At 70.5% G+C, this 17,242-nt stretch carries 16 protein-coding genes; 11 read left to right on the top strand and 5 right to left on the bottom strand.

The annotated features are described in order from the left end of the window. Positions 1-145 precede the first annotated feature (145 nt). From J8M50_RS34800 to J8M50_RS34780, 6 genes are all read left to right on the top strand, one after another. Entirely contained in the window at positions 146-1,336 is a 1,191-nt protein-coding gene (locus J8M50_RS34800) for a serine hydrolase domain-containing protein (RefSeq protein ID WP_010353802.1), read from the top strand. Positions 1,337-1,453: 117 nt separating this feature from the next. Continuing rightward, entirely contained in the window at positions 1,454-2,359 is a 906-nt protein-coding gene (locus J8M50_RS34795; protein WP_010353803.1) for a DUF8832 domain-containing protein, read from the top strand. A gap of 164 nt (positions 2,360-2,523) precedes the next feature. Continuing rightward, positions 2,524-3,228 (top strand): LAETG motif-containing sortase-dependent surface protein, encoded by a 705-nt coding sequence (locus tag J8M50_RS34790; RefSeq protein WP_010353805.1) that lies wholly within the window; start codon positions 2,524-2,526, stop codon positions 3,226-3,228. Positions 3,229-3,405: 177 nt separating this feature from the next. Continuing rightward, entirely contained in the window at positions 3,406-4,224 is an 819-nt protein-coding gene (locus J8M50_RS34785) for an SIR2 family NAD-dependent protein deacylase (protein ID WP_010353806.1), read from the top strand. 115 nt (positions 4,225-4,339) lie between these two features. Further along, a complete protein-coding gene (locus tag J8M50_RS49385) occupies positions 4,340-4,462 on the top strand; it encodes a hypothetical protein (protein WP_010353808.1) in 123 nt (40 codons plus the stop codon). A gap of 1 nt (position 4,463) precedes the next feature. Next, positions 4,464-5,402: a protein-ADP-ribose hydrolase gene (locus tag J8M50_RS34780; protein ID WP_010353809.1), complete on the top strand. Its 939-nt coding sequence runs from the start codon at positions 4,464-4,466 to the stop codon at positions 5,400-5,402. Positions 5,403-5,513: 111 nt separating this feature from the next. On the opposite strand, the gene J8M50_RS34775 is transcribed toward J8M50_RS34780, so the two are convergent. The 5 genes from J8M50_RS34775 to J8M50_RS34755 form a co-directional block, all read right to left on the bottom strand. Then, positions 5,514-7,841: an MMPL family transporter gene (locus tag J8M50_RS34775; protein WP_010353810.1), complete on the bottom strand. Its 2,328-nt coding sequence runs from the start codon at positions 7,839-7,841 to the stop codon at positions 5,514-5,516. 142 nt (positions 7,842-7,983) lie between these two features. Continuing rightward, on the bottom strand, positions 7,984-8,892 hold the full coding sequence (locus J8M50_RS34770; protein WP_040836484.1) for an SGNH/GDSL hydrolase family protein: 909 nt from the start codon (positions 8,890-8,892) through the stop codon (positions 7,984-7,986). 109 nt (positions 8,893-9,001) lie between these two features. Beyond that, positions 9,002-9,685 carry a response regulator transcription factor gene (locus tag J8M50_RS34765; RefSeq protein ID WP_010353812.1) on the bottom strand — a complete coding sequence of 228 codons (684 nt, stop codon included), beginning with the start codon at positions 9,683-9,685 and terminating at the stop codon, positions 9,002-9,004. Continuing rightward, on the bottom strand, positions 9,682-10,914 hold the full coding sequence (locus J8M50_RS34760) for a sensor histidine kinase (protein WP_010353813.1): 1,233 nt from the start codon (positions 10,912-10,914) through the stop codon (positions 9,682-9,684). Before J8M50_RS34760 ends, J8M50_RS34765 begins: the two co-directional genes overlap by 4 nt. A 146-nt stretch (positions 10,915-11,060) precedes the next feature. Next, positions 11,061-12,500: a gamma-aminobutyraldehyde dehydrogenase gene (locus J8M50_RS34755; RefSeq protein WP_010353814.1), complete on the bottom strand. Its 1,440-nt coding sequence runs from the start codon at positions 12,498-12,500 to the stop codon at positions 11,061-11,063. A 184-nt stretch (positions 12,501-12,684) separates the two neighbouring features. Between J8M50_RS34755 and J8M50_RS34750 the strand changes: the two genes are divergently transcribed. The 5 genes from J8M50_RS34750 (at position 12,685) to J8M50_RS34730 (ending at position 17,238) form a co-directional block, all read left to right on the top strand. Further along, positions 12,685-13,164 (top strand): Lrp/AsnC family transcriptional regulator, encoded by a 480-nt coding sequence (locus tag J8M50_RS34750; RefSeq protein WP_010353815.1) that lies wholly within the window; start codon positions 12,685-12,687, stop codon positions 13,162-13,164. Beyond that, the gene (locus J8M50_RS34745; protein ID WP_040836487.1) at positions 13,161-14,519 is read left to right on the top strand and encodes an aspartate aminotransferase family protein; all 1,359 of its coding nucleotides are present in this window, start codon (positions 13,161-13,163) and stop codon (positions 14,517-14,519) included. Before J8M50_RS34750 ends, J8M50_RS34745 begins: the two co-directional genes overlap by 4 nt. 181 nt (positions 14,520-14,700) lie before the next feature. Next, positions 14,701-15,441, top strand: a complete 741-nt coding sequence (locus J8M50_RS34740) for an ABC transporter ATP-binding protein (protein WP_010353817.1) — start codon at positions 14,701-14,703, stop codon at positions 15,439-15,441. Continuing rightward, positions 15,423-16,715 carry a hypothetical protein gene (locus tag J8M50_RS34735; RefSeq protein ID WP_010353818.1) on the top strand — a complete coding sequence of 431 codons (1,293 nt, stop codon included), beginning with the start codon at positions 15,423-15,425 and terminating at the stop codon, positions 16,713-16,715. The genes J8M50_RS34740 and J8M50_RS34735 overlap by 19 nt, the downstream gene beginning before the upstream one ends. Before the next feature lie 100 nt (positions 16,716-16,815). After that, positions 16,816-17,238, top strand: coding sequence for a VOC family protein (locus J8M50_RS34730; RefSeq protein ID WP_010353819.1), 423 nt, complete (start codon positions 16,816-16,818; stop codon positions 17,236-17,238). The last annotated feature ends 4 nt before the right edge of the window (positions 17,239-17,242 follow it).

The following is a 17,242-nucleotide window of genomic DNA, read 5'->3' as shown; positions in this document are numbered from 1 at the left end:
AACCCCTAGGAAATCGTGGGGTGTTGGTGCGGCCGGGGTCCGGGTTTCCTGCGGGGCAGGACTGGCCGTTCGGCCGATACGGAGGGGTCCCTCCACGTCGGACGATGGTCGCGTCACCTTCGACGCCTCACCTCGGGAGTTGTTCATGCGCCTTCGTCGCCGTACGACCGTCCTCGCGGCCTCGCTCGCCCTCGCACTGGCCGCCGGCCCGCTCGCGGCACCGGTCTTCGCGACAGCGCGGCCGGGCGACGGATCGGCCGCCGGGTCCGCCAAGGGGTCGGCCGGCGTCCAGCAGCCGACCTCTCCCCCGGACGCCGCAGCCCTGAGCGCCGCGATAGCCGGGCTGCCCAACGGCGACGCGACCTCCGCGCTGGTCCGGGTCGGCGGGACGGCCGGGGTGTGGCGGGGCAGTTCGGGGGTGCGCGACATAGAGAGCGGAACGCCGGCCGATCCGGGTGCGCGGTTCCGGGCCGGGTCGGTGACGAAGGTCGTGACCGCGGCGACGGTGCTGCGGCTCGCGGCGGAGGGGAAGGTGGACCTCGGGGCGCCGGTCCAGCGGTATCTCCCGGGGCTGCTGAGCCGGGAGTTCCGGCCCATCACCGTACGGCAGCTGCTCGATCACACGTCCGGGATCCAGCCGGGGGACGAGCTGGGGGGCACGTTCGAGGAGCAGTACGCCCACCGCTACGACACGCTGACTCCCCGGCAGGTCGTGGCCTCGGCGGTGGCGAAGGGTCCCGAGTTCCGCCCCGGCGAGGGCCAGCACTACTCCAACATCGGCTACACGATCCTGGGCCTGCTGATAGAGAAGGTCACCGGCCGCTCGTACGCCGCCGAGGCCACCCGCCTGGTCCTGGCCCCCGCCGGGATGCGCGACACGTACTTCCCGGGCACCGACCCGTGCATCGCCGGCCCGCACAACCACGGCTACCAGGCGGTGAAGAAAGCGGACGGCACGACGGAACTCGTCGACGTCACGGAGTGGAACCAGGCGGACCGCGCGGCGGCCGGCGACATGATCTCCACGACCGCCGACCTGGAGCGGCTGATCACGTCCCTGTTCCGGGGCCGGATAGTCCCGCAGCCCCAGTTGGAGGAGATGTTCACGGTCCCGGCGGGCATCGAGGGCGCCACCTACACCGCCGGCCTCCAGCGCGGTGAGCTGAACGGCAAGGTCTTCTGGCTCAAGACCGGTTCCCGCCCCGGCTACAGCGCGGTAGCCGGAGCCACCCGCGACCTCTCGCGCACGCTCGTTTACTCGATCACCGCGACCGACGCGAAGGGGAAGGACATGAACGCGGTGGCTCAGCGGATCGTCATGGCGGCAGTGCGGTGACCGCGAGGCCCCGCCCGGTGGAACACCCGGCTTTCCCTATACCCCGCCGGGGTATAGAGTCGGAGTCCCGTACCCCCCTGGGGTATACCACCGGAGAGGCAGAACAGGGAGCCCGCCATGAACCCCCTCCAGAAGATCGGCGCATTCGGTGCCGCGCTCGCCGTGTCGTTCGGGGCCGCGTACGGGGTGGGTGCGCTGGTCGGCCCGTTCGACACCGGCACGGAGAACGCCGCTCACCGGAGCGAGTCCCACGAGGGCGGCGCACACGAGAGCGGCTCGCACGAGGAGTCCGGCGGCCAGAGCACCGCCCCCGTCCCCGCCGGGCTCCAGGTCAGCGAGGGCGGGTACACGCTGGACCTGGAGAGCAAGGCGCTGATGGCGGACAGGGCCGGGGTGATCAGGTTCACCGTGCGGGGGACGGACGGCAGGCCGGTCACGTCGTACCGGGTCGAGCACGAGAAGGAGCTGCACCTCATCGTGGCCTCGCGGGACCTGACCGAGTACCGGCATCTGCACCCGAGCCGGGCGGCGGACGGGACGTGGAGTACGCCGGTGACGCTGTCGGAGCCGGGGAGCTACCGAGTGTTCGCGGACTTCACGCCGGGCGAGGGGAAGGAGAACCTCACGCTGGGGTCGGATCTGACGGTCGCCGGGGAGTACGAGGCCGAGAAGGTTCCGGCGCCGGTGAGGGAGGTGACCGTCGACGGGTACACCGTCGCGCTGGACGGCGGGCTCGCGGCCGGCGAGGGGAGCGAGTTGAGGTTCACGGTCAGCAAGGAGGGGCGGCCGGTGAGGCTGCAGCCGTACCTCGGGGCGAACGGGCATCTCGTCGCGCTGCGGGCGGGGGACCTCGCGTACCTGCATGTGCATCCGCACGACGACAAGAGCGGGGCGACGGAGGTGCGGTTCACGGCGGACGTGCCGAGCACGGGAACGTACCGGCTGTTCCTGGACTTCAAGGCCGACGGGAAGGTGCGCACGGCGGCGTTCACCGCGGGTACGGACCAGCACTCCCACGGATGACCGCGGCATGGCCGTCTTGACCGGCGCTTGAGGGGAGGACGAGGTGTCCATGGGGAGCCGTTGAACACCTCCTGACCTGCGGTGACAGTAGATTGACAGGGGATTCGGCGGACTTGTAGGACGTGGGGGTCAGGCTCTTCCACAGGTCTTTCCTAAGGACGTTCGTGTCCCTTCCTCCCCGTGTCCGCGTGCTGCGCGCGACACGTCTCATAGGCGTTCCGGTCGCTGCGGCGGCCCTCTGTCTGACCGTCGCGGGCAGCGCGTCGGCGTGCAACATCCGTGACTTCTCGGCCTCGGCCGAGTGCGGCGCGGACGGCCACGGCTTCATCCGCGTCACCGACGTGGACCCGACCGGCACCCCGGCCACCGTCTCGGTGCAGATCAAGCTCTCGATGCCGGACGACCAGTACCGCGACATCGGCAGCAAGACGATCGAGCACTCCTCGGCGCAGGGCACCAGCGTCGACATCCCGGTCGACTGGACGCCGGACTGGACGTACCGGATCCACGTCAAGGCGGGCGGGTACGTCGACCAGGACATCACGCCGGCGCTGGTGACCCCGTCGAAGGCGTGCCCCGCGTGGTACCCGTCGCCGAGCCCGACCCCGTCGGCCCCGAACTCGCCCTCGCCGTCCCCCTCGTCCTCTTCCTCGGCGGCGACCTCACCGTCCCCGGAGCCGAGCCCCTCCACCTCCACCCCGGCCGCCCCCGCGGGCAACGCCCCCACCCCTGCGGGCGGTTCCACCCACCTCGCCGAGACCGGTGCGAGCGACTACACCGCTCCGGCCGCCGGGATCGCCGTCGGCATGATCGCCGTCGGCGCGGGCACGGTCTTCGCGCTGCGCCGCCGCAAGGCCGCCGGCAACTGAGCACCCACGTACGTGGAAGGCCCGCAGCTCCCTGCGGGCCTTCCGTGCGTTTCCGGTCGGTTTTTGACCAGCGGCGGTCCGAAGTGAACCGGGACGTTCCCTTTCCACCCCCGTACGTTGGAGCGGAACCCCGGCCCCGGGGACGGGACTTGGTACGGAGACGAGGAAACAGCGGCGATGGTTCGAGGCACCCTCCGAGACACCTTCCACCGCTGGCTCGACGAGGCCGACGCGGTGCTCGTCGGTGCGGGCGCCGGGCTGAGCGCGGCGGCCGGGTATGACTACGGCGACGCCGACCGCTTCCGCGAACTGCTGCCCGCGCTGCACCGGCTCGGGCTGCGCTCCCGCTATCTGCTGGGCGTGCCGTTGCCGCCGGACATGATGTGGGGGTACTGGGCCGTCCACATCACCGACATCCGGTACGGCACCGGCGCGAACCCCCTCTACCGGCGGCTCCGCGAACTCGTCGGCGACCGCGACCACTGGGTGCTGACCTCCAACGTCGACGGCCTCTTCGCCCGCAACGGCTTCGCCCCCGACCGGATCTTCACCCCGCAGGGCGACTACGGGTTCCTCCAGTGCACGACGCCCTGCACACGCGAGACCTGGCCGAGCGCACCGTTCCTCGAACGGATCCTCGCCGCGTACGACCGCGAGACCGGCCGGGTCCGGGACCCCGGGGCGCTGCCGGTCTGCCCGAACTGCGGCGGCGAGGTCTTCCCCAACGTACGGGTGGGGCCGGGGTTCGTGGACGACGCGTTCATGCCCACGGGCGAGCGACTGGCAAAATGGCTGAGCCAATTCCCATTGGCTGAGTGGCTGAGCCACTCAGCCACTGACCGCACCGCCCACGCCACCCGCACCACCCACGCCGGCCACACCACCCACACCAGCCACCCGACCAACGCCGGCCGATTGGCAAAGTGGCCGAACCACTCAGCCACCGCCCACCCAGCCGACGCCCCCTCCCCCACCCACCACCCCATGGCCCAGTAGCCGAACCACTCAGCCACCACCCCAACCCCCAACCCCTCCCCCCACCCTCCTAGCCCTAGAACTCGGCGCCGGCTTCAACACCCCCGGCGTCATCCGCCACCCCCTGGAGAACCTCGTGCGACACACCCCCGGCGCCCGCCTGGTCCGTATCAACCCGAACCACCCCGAGGTCCCCGCCGACCTCGGCAGAAGAGCCCTGTCCATCCCGGTGCGGGCGGACGATTTCCTGGTGCCCTGAGATGCCGGACTTTCCCCTGACCCCGCCGACGTTCCTCACGCCGCGCAGAGGACCACGGGTCCTCCCCCTCGCCGAGTACCGGACGGGCGTCGACCTGGACACCCCGTTCCACCCCACCGCACCCCCCGCCCCGGCGGACCAGCTGGACGCGCACGTCCGCAACGCGCTGCGCCTCATGAACGGTGACCCGGCGACAGCACGCCTCGGCCTGGCCCCCGGCTCGCTCCCCGAGTTGCAGGACCCCGCCACCGCACGCCAGGTCCTGCGCGCCCTGCTGACGGTGCGCGACCCCGGCCCCCTCCCCGAGGGCACGAACCACGAACTGGACGCGCTGCTGGCCGGCGAACGCGGGCTGCGTACAACGACGTCCCCCACCGACCTCCCCACCCCCGACGGCCGTACCTCCCTGTGGCGCGGCGACATCACCACCCTCGCCACGGACGCCATCGTGAACGCCGCGAACAGCGGCCTCCTCGGCTGCTTCCGCCCCCTGCACCCCTGCATCGACAACGCGATCCACTCCGCGGCGGGCCCGCGCCTGCGGGACGACTGCAAGGCGGTGTACGACGCGCAGGGCGCCCCCGAACCGACCGGCGTCGCGAAGGTGACACGGGGCTACCACCTGCCGGCCAGGTACGTACTGCACACGGTCGGCCCCGTGGTCCAGGGCCGCCCGGCACAGAGCGACGCGGAGGCCCTGGCCTCGTCGTACCGCGCATGCCTGGACCTCGCGGCCGAGCTGGACGACGTCCGCACGGTCGGCCTGTGCGCGATCAGCACCGGCGTCTTCGGCTACCCGAAGGAGGCGGCGGCCCCGGTGGCGGTCCGCACGGTGGCTGAGTGGCTGGACCACCACCCCGGCCGGTTCGACCGGGTCGTGTTCACGGTGTTCGGCGAGGACGACGAGAACGCGTACCGCCGAGTGCTCGGACAGAGCTGACGCGGGACGGCCGGGCTCGACATCGTCGTACGAATATCACCTTGTACGACCGCATCGAGCCCGACCTACGCCGCCGACCAGCCCGCCGACGAGCCCCTCAAGCCCCCCGCCCTACACCCTCACCGGCTCCTGAACCGGCGTCTCGTCCGCAGCCTTCACCAACGCCTCCCCCTCGATATCGACGTTCGGCAACACCCGGTCGAGCCACTTCGGCAGCCACCACGCCCGATCCCCCAGCAGCGCAAGCACCGCCGGCACGATCGCCATACGGACGACGAACGCGTCGAACAGCACCGCCGTAGCAAGCCCGAAGCCGATCATCTTGATCATGGACTCGCTCTCGCCGATGAACCCGGCGAACACGGCGATCATGATGAGCGCGGCGGCGACGACCACGCGTGCGCTGTGCCGGAAGCCGGAGACGACGGCTTCGTGGGCGGAGTCGCCGTGGACGTAGCCCTCGCGCATGCGGGAGACGAGGAACACCTCGTAGTCCATGGCGAGCCCGAAGACGATCCCGACCATGAAGATCGGCATCAGGCTCATGATCGGACCGGTCTGGTCGACGCCGAACAGGCTCGCCGCGTGGCCGTCCTGGAAGACGATGACGACCGCGCCGAGCGCCGCGAGGACGGACAGGAGGAAGCCGAGCGCCGCCTTGAGCGGGACCAGGATCGAGCGGAAGACGACCAGCAGGAGCAGGATCGCGAGGCCGACGACGGTGACGAGGTACGGGATCAGCGCGCCCTGCACCTTGTCGGAGACGTCGATGTTGAGGGCGGTGGTGCCGGTGACCTCGAACTGCGCGCCGGCCGCCGCCTCGACGCCGGGCCGCTCCGAGCGGATCGTCTTGACCAGCGTCTTCGTCTTCTCGTCGGTCGGCGCGGTGGCGGGCGTCGCGCTGAACACGGCGGTGTCGCCGGCCTTGTCGAAGCGGGCCGGGGACACCGAGACGATGCCCTTGGTGCCGGCGATCTTCTCGCTGATCGTCGACGCGGCGGCCTTGACGTCGCCGGTGCCCTTGGCGTCGACGACGATCGTGAGGGGACCGTTGAACCCCGGTCCGAAACCGTCGGCGAGCGCGTCGTAGGCCCGCCGCTCGGTGGTGGACGTCGGCTTCGCCTCGTCGCCCGGCATGCCGAGCTGGAGTCCGGTCACGGGCAGCGCGAGGGCGCCGAGACCGATGACGCCGAGGATCATGACGGGAAGGGGCCGACGGAGGACGAAGCGGGCCCAGCGGGTGCCCATGTTGTCGGGGGCGGCAGAAGCGGACGCGGAAATAGGAGCGACGGTGCGATTATCCGACCCCCCTCGCCCCTTCCACGCCCTAAGCCCCTTCCGACCCTTCCGACCCTTCCGACCCGCAGGCTCGACCAGCCCCGCCGACCCAGCCAGCCCCGCCGACTCCCCCCGACCAGCCCGCTCCGCCCGCTTCAACACCGCATCAGGCCAGAACCCCAACAACGCCGGCACCACAGTCAACGCAACCAGCACAGCGACAACCACCGCCCCCGCCGCCGCCAGCCCCATCTTCGTCAGCATCGGAATCCCAACAACCGCAAGCCCCGCCAACGCGATGACCACAGTCAACCCGGCAAACACCACAGCCGACCCGGCAGTCCCAACGGCCATCCCCGCAGCCTCGTACGCATCCCGCCCCCGAGCCCGCTCCTCCCGGAAGCGCGACACGACGAACAACGCATAGTCGATCCCGACAGCCAGCCCCAGCATCATCGCCAGCGTCCCGGTACTGCTGGACAGCCCGAGGGCACTCCCCAGCAGCGTGATCGACAGCATCGTGATCGCAACCCCGATGATCGCGGTCAGCAACGGCAGCCCAGCAGCAGCGAGCGACCCGAACGTGATGAGGAGTACGACGGCGGCGATGGCGATGCCAATGACCTCGGCGACGCCACCGGGCCCCCCGCCCGCATCCATCGCAGAGCCCCCCGCCTCGACCGTGAGCCCGGCGTCACGAGCGTGATCGATGGCCTTGTCGAGAGCGGTGTGACTGGCGTCGGAGACATCGGTGGCGGTCACCTTGTAGGTGACGACGGCATACGCGGTGGACCCGTCCGCACTGACCGCCTTCGCGGTGAACGGGTCGGCGACACCGGCGACTTGGGAGCCGTCCTTGAGCGAGGCGACGGCCTCCTCGATGGCGTTCTTGTTCTCGGTGGCGGTGACCTTCTGCCCGTCGGGGGCGACGAACACGACCCGTGCGGTGGCGCCGTCGGCCGCCGCGCCCGGGAAGCGCTGCTCCATGAGGTCGAACGCCTTCTGGGACTCGATGCCGGGCATCGAGAACTCTTCGTCGGTGGTGCCGGTGGCCTTCATGGCGCCGAGGCCCACGAAGGCGACGACGGCGGCCCAGATCAGGACGACGTACCAGCGTCGTCGAAAGGCCAGGCGGCCCAGTCGGTGCAGGAAGGTGGCCAAGGCGATACTCCAGAATCTCGGGTGTCACCTAAAGCCTCGCTGGGAAGGGTCCCCTTGCGCGTCGTACTGTCGTTCCCACTTTGACCTGCTGAAACCGTGGAAGGCCCTACCGAAACGGTAGTACTTCCGGAGTCACCGCCTCCTACTCGAGTACTACACCGAGGACCGCCGCGGCCATCCCCGCCTCCCCTTTCTCATTGGGGTGCACCGGCGCGGCGGGCGCCGCGGGCATCAGCGGCTCGATCCACCGAACTCCCTTGCCCGCACAGGCTCCCAGCCCCTCGGACGGCTTGTACGTGTCGACGTACGACGCCCCCGCCCCCGAAGCCGCCTTCTTCAGCACGGAGTTGAGCCGCCGCTCCTGCTCCCGCAGGAACACGACGTCACCCGGCGCCAGCCCCAACCTCCCGCAGGAGTCCCCCTGTTCGGGAAAGACCGCCGGATACCCGACGACGTACACCTCCGCCTCGGGAGACCGCCGCCCGACCTCAGCCAGCGCCCCCGCGAGCTTCCCGCCGAGCGCGTCGATCTTCCGTCCGACCTCGGCGTCGTACTTCTCCCGGCAGGGCGCGCTGTCGCCCTTGGAGCTGAGCAGGCTCCCCATCTGGTAGCGGACGCCCAGCTTCACGCACTCGGTGATCGTCGCGGCGAACCCGATGTCGTTGCCACCGATACCGAGGGTGACCAGCCGGGTCGCCGACGAAAGAGCGCTGAACTGCGCAGGGTTGCTGCCGTCCTCGGTCTTCTGCGCGGCGGTCAGATCGTCGATGGTCGCCCCGGTGCAACTGACGTCCGTGAGCGGCACCTTGAGGTTCCGCGCGACAACCGCCGGATAGTTCCGGTCGGACCGCTGGCACCCGGCGGGCACACCGCCCTGCCCCGGAATCTTCGGCCCGGCGGTGTACGAGTCACCGAGCGCGACGTACGGCCCCACGACCTCCTCATCACCGCCCCCGCCCCCGCCGCCCCCACTGCGTCCGATCCCCACCACCGTCACCAGCACCGCGCAGGAGAAGGCTCCCGCCAACCCCAGCCGTGTTCGTGTCCTCATATCCGGGTGTCCTGTCTCTCGCCGCCGAACAGTCACACCCAGGCTCTTCGACAGCCGTGCCCGCGTCGTCGTACCACCGCTGTCACCTGTGTACTACCAGCGATGTACGTCAGAACCCCTGCGGAGAGGGCCGCACGAGCCCGGTCTGGTACGCGATGACGACGAGCTGGGCCCGGTCCCGGGCGCCCAGCTTCGTCATGGCCCGGTGGATGTGGGTCCGCACGGTCAGCACGCTCAGCGTCAGCTCCCCCGCGATCTCGTCGTTGGACTTCCCCTCGGCCGCGAACACGGTCACCTCCCGTTCCCGGGGCGTCAGTTCGGCCAGTTTCTCCGGGGCGGCCAGCAGATTCCCGGGCGCGGCGGGCGAGGTGAGGAACCGGGTGATCAGCGCCCGGGTGGCCCCCGGCGACAGCAGCGCCTCCCCCGAGGCGACCACTCTGATGCCGTTGAGCAGCACGTCGGTCGTGACGTACTTCCCGAGGAACCCGCTGGCCCCGACTTTGAGCGCCTGAGCGACGTACTCCTCGGTCTCGAACATGGTCAGCACCAGCACCCGCGTACCGCACAGCTCGTCATCGGCGCAGATCTCCGCCGTGGCGGCGAGCCCGTCGGCGCCCGGCATGCGGATGTCCATCAGCACCACGTCGGGCCGCTGCTCCCGCGCCAGTTCCACGGCCTCGCGCCCGTTCGCGGCCTCCCCGACGACCTCCATGTCGTCGCAGGAGTCGATGAGCAGCCGGAAGGTGCCGCGCAGGAGGGCCTGGTCGTCGGCGAGCAGGACACGGATCGTCACAGGGGTGCCTTGTCTTCGAAAGCTTCGGGGGCTTCGGGGGCTTCGGGGTGGGTCCGGTGGTGCAGGGGGAGCGCCGTCGTCACCTGGAACCCGCCCTCGGGGCGGGGTCCGGCGTGGAGGTCGCCGCCGACCGAGTGGGCGCGTTCACGCATGCCCATGAGGCCGAAGCCGCCGGAGCCCGGGGGCTCGGGAGCGGTGCCCTCGTTGGTGACGGTGATGAGGAGGCGGGAGCGCCGGTAGGCGAGGCGGATCTCCGCGCCGTGGCCGTGGCCGTGCTTGGTGACGTTGGTCAGGGCCTCCTGGATGATCCGGTACGCCGTGAGGTCGACGCCGGGCAGGAGGGGCTGGGGGTCGCCCTCGACGACGACCGTGACGTCCAGGCCCGCCGAGCGGCAGCCCGCGATCAGGTCGGGGAGGCGGTCGAGGCCGGGGGTGGGTTCGAGGGGGTCGGGGTCGTCGGGGCTGCGCAGGATGCCGACCGTCGCGCGCAGTTCGAGGAGCGCGGAGGACGTCGTCCCCGCCAGTTCGGCGAGGATCTTCTGGGCCTGCTCGGGGTGGGTGCGGGCGAGGTGGGCGGCGGTGCCCGCCTGCGCGTTGGCGACGGCCATGTGGTGGGCCACCACGTCGTGCAGCTCACGGGCGATGCGCATCCGCTCCTCCGTGACCCGCAGCCGGGCCTCCTCCTCGCGGGTGCGTTCCGCGTGCGCGGCCCTGGCCTGCACGGATTCAAGGTAGGCGCGCCGCAGCCGGGAGCGGGAGCCGATGGCGACGGGGAACATCAGCCACAGCCCGGTGCCGACCGTCTTGAGGAGGAACAGGTTCCAGGTCGGGTCGACGGCGACGCCGGTGACGGCGAGGGCGCCCGTCGTCGTCCAGGCGTACGTCCGGCTGGTCCGGTGGTCGGTCAGGGCCGCGATCCAGTACAGGGCCGCCATCACCGGTGCCAGCAGCATCGGACTCGGCAGGTATTCCAGCCCGATCAGCGTCATCGCGCCCGCCGCGGTGACCAGCAGTACCCCGCGCGGCCACCGGCGGCACCCCGCCACGGCGAGGCTCAGCGCCACCGCCAGGACGGTCACGAACAGCTTGGGCGCGTTGTCGTCCGGCGCCGGGTTCCCGTCCGTGCTGATCGACACGCCGAACTGGACGCAGGCGTACAGGGCGACCGCCGTCAGGGCGTCCACGGTCCGTGGATGCAGGTCGGCGTACCGCTCCAGGGTGTTGGCCATCTGCCCTCTCCGGCTCGGTGCTGCGTCGTCCATGGTGAACGATGCCTGTTCGCACCGGCCGGGGCATCCTGCCTGAGCTGGCGATACGTATACCGAAGGCGGAGGACGGCGTACTACTTCTGCGGTACGCCGCCCTCCCCAGCCCCCTACGCGTCCAGCGACGTCATCACGTGCTTGATCCGCGTGTAGTCCTCGAACCCGTACCCGGACAGGTCCTTGCCGTAGCCGGACTTCTTGAACCCGCCGTGCGGCATCTCGGCGACCAGCGGGATGTGCGTGTTGATCCACACGCACCCGAAGTCGAGCCGCTTGGACATGCGCATGGCGCGCCCGTGGTCCTTGGTCCACACGGAGGAGGCCAGCGCGTAGTCGACGCCGTTGGCCCACTCGACGGCCTGGTCCTCGTCCGTGAAGGACTGCACGGTGATGACGGGCCCGAAGACCTCGTTCTGGATGATCTCGTCGTCCTGCTGGAGCCCGGAGACGACGGTCGGCGCGTAGAAGTACCCGGTCTCGCCGACCCGGTGCCCACCGGCCTCGACCTTGGCGTGCGCGGGCAGCCGCTCGATGAACCCGGAGACCTGCTTGAGCTGGTTCGGGTTGTTGAGCGGCCCGAACAGCACGTCCTCGTCGTCCGGGTGCCCGGTCTTCGTGTCGGCGGCGGCCTTGGCGAGCGCGGCCACGAACTCGTCGTGGATGGACGCCTGTACGAGGACCCGGGTCGCCGCCGTACAGTCCTGACCGGCGTTGAAGAACCCGGCGACGGAGATGTCCTCGACGGCCTTGGCGAGATCCGTGTCCTCGAAGACGACGACCGGAGCCTTGCCGCCCAGCTCCAGGTGCACCCGCTTGAGGTCCTTGGACGCGGACTCGGCGACGGACATGCCCGCCCGCACGGACCCGGTGATGGAGGCCATGGCCGGGGTGGGGTGCTCGACCATGCTGCGCCCGGTGTCGCGGTCGCCGCAGACGACGTTGAAGACGCCGGTCGGCAGGATCGCCCCGATGATCTCGGCCATGAGGACGGTGGACGCCGGGGTCGTGTCGGAGGGCTTCAGCACGACCGTGTTGCCCGCGGCGATGGCCGGCGCGAACTTCCAGACGGCCATCATCATCGGGTAGTTCCAGGGCGCGACCTGCGCGCAGACCCCGACCGGCTCACGCCGGACGATGGAGGTCATGCCGTCCATGTACTCCCCGGCGGAGCGCCCTTCCAGCATCCGCGCGGCGCCCGCGAAGAACCGGATCTGGTCGACCATGGGCGGGATCTCTTCGGTCCGGGTGAGCCCGACCGGCTTCCCGGTGTTCTCGACCTCGGTGGCGATCAGGTCCTCGGCGCGCTCCTCGAACGCGTCGGCGATCTTCAGCAGCGCGCGCTGCCGCTCGGCGGGGGTGGTGTCGCGCCAGCCGGGGAACGCGGCTGCGGCGGCGGCCATGGCGGCGTCGACGTCGGCCTCGCCGGACAGGGGGGCGGTCGCGTACGCCTCGCCCGTGACGGGGTTGACGACCTCGGTGGTCCGCCCGTCGGCGGCGTCACGGAACTCGCCGCCTATGTAGTTGCGCAGCCGACGCAATTCGGTGCTCACGGCCGGTTCCTCCCGGTATCGCAGGTGTCCACTGACTGAGACACCACCCTAGTCCGCCGAATCGGTTTTCCGACACCCCCACCCCTGGCTCTCTTGCGAAATCCGCAGATCTGAGCCACCGTGACAACGGATTTCATCGAAACGGCCTTGCGGGACGAACGAGACGTCATGCAGAGTGACCCTCGTGGCCAACCGAAGCACCGACAAGCCCCCCGGCAAGCACCTCGACTCCGTGAGCCTCGCGATCATCGAGCAGCTCCAGGAGGACGGCCGCCGCCCCTACGCGGCGATCGGCAAGGCCGTCGGCCTCTCCGAGGCGGCCGTGCGCCAGCGCGTCCAGAAACTCCTCGACCAGGGCGTCATGCAGATCGTCGCGGTCACGGACCCGCTGACCGTCGGCTTCCGCCGCCAGGCGATGGTCGGGGTCCACGTCGAGGGCGACGTCGAGGCGGTGGCGGACGCGCTCACGGCCATGGACGAGTGCGAGTACGTGGTGATGACGGCGGGCTCCTTCGACCTGATGGTGGAGATCGTCTGCGAGGACGACGACCACCTCCTGGAGGTCATCAACCACCGCATCCGGGCCGTCCCCGGTGTGCGCTCCACCGAGAGCTTCGTCTACCTGAAGCTCAAGAAGCAGACCTACATGTGGGGAACCCGATGAAGGACCTGAGCAAGTCCGCGTACGACCACCTGTGGATGCACTTCACCCGCATGTCGTCGTACGAGAACTCCCCCGTCCCGACGATCGTGCGCGGCGAGGGCACCTACATCTACGACGACAAGGGCCGCCGCTACCTCGACGGCCTGGCCGGCCTCTTCGTCGTCCAGGCCGGGCACGGCCGTACCGAGCTCGCCGAGACGGCGTTCAAGCAGGCGCAGGAGCTGGCGTTCTTCCCGGTGTGGTCGTACGCGCACCCGAAGGCGATCGAGCTGGCGGAGCGCCTCGCGTCGGAGGCCCCCGGCGACCTGAACAAGGTGTTCTTCACGACCGGCGGCGGCGAGGCCGTCGAGACGGCGTGGAAGCTGGCGAAGCAGTACTTCAAGCTGACCGGCAAGCCGACGAAGCACAAGGTCATATCCCGCACGGTCGCCTACCACGGCACCACCCACGGCGCCCTCTCCATCACCGGCCTCCCCGGGCTGCGCGCACCCTTCGAGCCCCTCGTCCCCGGCGCGCACAAGGTCGCGAACACCAACATCTACCGCGCCCCGATCCACGGCGACGATCCCGTGGCGTTCGGCCGCTGGGCCGCCGACCAGATCGAGCAGCAGATCCTCTTCGAGGGCCCGGACACGGTCGCGGCGGTCTTCCTGGAGCCGGTCCAGAACGCGGGCGGCTGCTTCCCGCCGCCGCCGGGCTACTTCCAGCGGGTGCGCGAGATCTGCGACCAGTACGACGTGCTGCTCGTCTCGGACGAGGTGATCTGCGCGTTCGGGCGGCTCGGTACGACGTTCGCGTGCGACAAGTTCGGCTACGTACCGGACATGATCACCTGCGCGAAGGGCATGACCTCGGGCTACTCCCCGATCGGCGCCTGCGTCATCTCGGACCGCCTCGCCGAGCCCTTCTACCGGGACGACAACGCCTTCCTGCACGGCTACACCTTCGGCGGCCACCCCGTCTCGGCGGCCGTCGCCCTCGCCAACCTCGACCTCTTCGAGCGCGAGAACCTCAACCAGCACGTCCTCGACAACGAGTCCGCGTTCCGCGCGACCCTGGAGAAGCTCCACGACCTCCCGATCGTCGGCGACGTCCGGGGCAACGGCTTCTTCTACGGCATCGAACTCGTCAAGGACAAGGCGACGAAGGAGTCCTTCGACGCCGACGAGACCGAGCGCATCATCTACGGCTACCTCTCCAAGGCCCTCTTCGAGAACGGCCTGTACTGCCGCGCCGACGACCGGGGCGACCCGGTCGTACAGCTGGCGCCGCCGCTGATCGCGAACCAGGAGACGTTCGACGAGATCGAGCAGATCCTGCGGACGACGCTGACGGAGGCGTGGTCAAAGCTCTGATCGTCTGATGTACGGCCCCGCGCGCGCCCGTTCGAGTGAGAAACGGCGTCGCGGGGCCGTGTGCTGTCCGGCATCCACAAACCCCCTGCCTAGCGTGCAGTGACCGATCCCCCCTGCCTTTCGTTCACCCGCACGGGGGATCGGACACGGGAACTACGGATCTGAACGAAGGTGTACGCCCATGGAGGCCCCGCCGGACAACGACGTGCTCTGGGCACGCTCCCTGCACTTCACGCACCGCGACGGCTCCCCCGGCCTCAATGGTGTCTCGGTGGGCATCCGCGAGGGCGAGATCCTCGCCGTCACCGGGCCACGCGGGAGCGGCAAGACGACGCTGCTGCGCTGTCTCTCCGGCCTGACCCCCGCCCAGCGCGGCGAGGTCTGGTTCAACAGCGTCCCCGTCCACACGATGGGCCCGGTCGCCCGCGAACGGCTGCGCCGCGACCGCTTCGGCTGGATCGACCCGGCGCCGACGCTGGTCCCGGAGCTGAACGTGTGGGAGAACGCGGCGCTGCCCCTCATGCTGCGCGGTACGAGCCGCCGCCGCGCCAAGGCCGCCGCGCTGGAGTGGCTGGAGCGGCTCGACGTCGGGGACAAGGCGCGTGCGCGGCCGGGGGAGTTGACGCAGGCGGAGCGGCAACGGGTGTGCATCACCAGGGCGTTGGCACCGGCGCCGTCGGTCCTGTTCGCCGACGAGCCGACGGCTCCCCTCCACCGGGCGGACCGGGCCCACGTGTTGAGGACGCTCACGACAGCGGCCCGCTCGCACGGCATCACGGTGGTCCTGGCGACCGGTGACCCGGACACGGCGGCGCTGGCCGACCGCACGATGCCGCTCCTCGACGGCCGCCGCGTCACCACCGTCCACCTCCCCCCGCCCACCGACCCGGAAGGCCGCCCCGCGTGCTCGCTCTCCGCCTGACCCGAGCCGCCCACCCGGCAGTCCACGCGCGCCGCCTGGCGGTCTCGGCGGCGGCGACAGGAACGGGCTTCCTGCTCCTCTCCACCCTGGGCCACGCCCTGACGCACCCCGAGGCGACGGCTTCCTCTGCCCTACGCCTGGCCTGGTGCGCGATCCCCCTGACGGCAACGGTCTACTTCGCGATGGCGGTGGCCCGCACAGACCCGGCAACCCGCCCACGCCCGGGCCTGGCGGCGATCGGCCTGGGCCCGGCGCGCCTGATGGCGGTCTCGGCAACGACAACGGCGCTGTCGACACTGTTCGGCGCAACGCTGGCGCTACTGATCTTCCTGCACCTCCGCGGCGACCTGACAGGCCTCCCCTTCGACGGAGCGGCCTCAGACTTCCTGGCAGCCAACCACCCCCTCCCCCTGCCGGCCTCCCTGACCCTCCTGGCCCTGATCCCCCTGGCTTCCTCGGCAGCGGTGGCCTTGATGCTCCGCCCCAGGGACACCCAGGTAGCGGCCCGGGCCACGCGACGAGCCTTCGGAGGCTTCGGCAAGGGAAGCGCGAGGGAGACGTTCGGCTCGTACGGAAGGTTCGGGGCACGCGGGGGCGACAAACACAAGGCCGAACCGGCTGAGGAGGAATCTCCCGTCGCCGTAGCTGCGGACAGCAGCACCACCGACGACCCGCACCCCTCCCCCACCGCCCTCCCCTGGGGCGCAGCCACCCTCGCCGCCGGCCTGGCCGTAGAGGCGTACGCGGCCCGAACCACCTCCACCCCCCTCACCCTCCCCGCCGGCCTCCCCACAGGCCCCGCAGCCGTCCTCCTCGGCTGGACCCTCACCGCCCTGGGCCTCGCCCTCGCAGGCCCCGGCCTCACCCACCTCTGCGGCCGGCTGCTCCAGACCTTCCGCCCCGGAGCCCTGCGCCTCCTCGCAGGCAGAGGCCTCATGGAGGAGTCGGCAAGGATCGGCCGCCCCCTGGGCATCCTGTGCGCGGTACTCTCCGGCGCCTACACGATGGCCACCCTGAACGGCGACAGACCGACAGGCCCCCTCTCCACCCTGGGCGCCCTCCTGGTCACCGGCTGCGCACTCGGCACACTCCTCACGGCGGCGGTGGAGTCCCGCCAGTCGAGAGCGGACACGACAGCGGCCCTCCTGAGACTGGGCGCCCCGGCGAAAACACTCCGCACGGCGGCAGCCCTCCGCACAACGGCCCTCCTCCTGGTCTTCGCCCCCCTCACCCTCGCGGTGGCCCAGCTGGCCACGCTCCCGCTGACGACGTGAAAACACGTACGAAAAAAATCTCCGACCACCGATGAGTAATGCCGACCCCCGAGGTCTACCCACCGAACACAACGAACCGATACCCACGGGAGACCCCGAGATGACCACCCCCGCGTACCAGCAGATGATCTTCATCAACCTCCCCGTAGCGGACCTCGCCGCGTCGAAGAAGTTCTTCACGGACCTGGGCTACGCCCTGAACCCCCAGTTCAGCGACGACAACGCGGCATCGGTGGTGATCAGCGACACGATCGTGGCGATGCTCCTGGTGAAGCCGTTCTACGCGACGTTCACGAAGAAAGAGATCGCGGACGCGACGAAGACCAGCGAGGTCATGATCGCGCTGAGCGCGGAGAGCCGCACCGCCGTGGACACCTTGGTGGACCGCGCCCTGGAACTGGGCGCGACGGAGCCGAGGGACCCCCAGGACATGGAGGGCTTCATGTACGGCAGGGCCTTCGAGGACCTGGACGGCCACACGTGGGAGGTCATCTGGATGAACCCGTCGGCGATCCAGGGCTGACGAG

Origin of the sequence: Streptomyces acidiscabies, assembly GCF_020010905.1 — a bacterium.
Taxonomy (GTDB): Bacteria; Actinomycetota; Actinomycetes; order Streptomycetales; family Streptomycetaceae; genus Streptomyces; species Streptomyces acidiscabies.
Note: the sequence above shows the minus strand (reverse complement) of the source record. Positions and strands in the feature narration are given on the sequence as shown.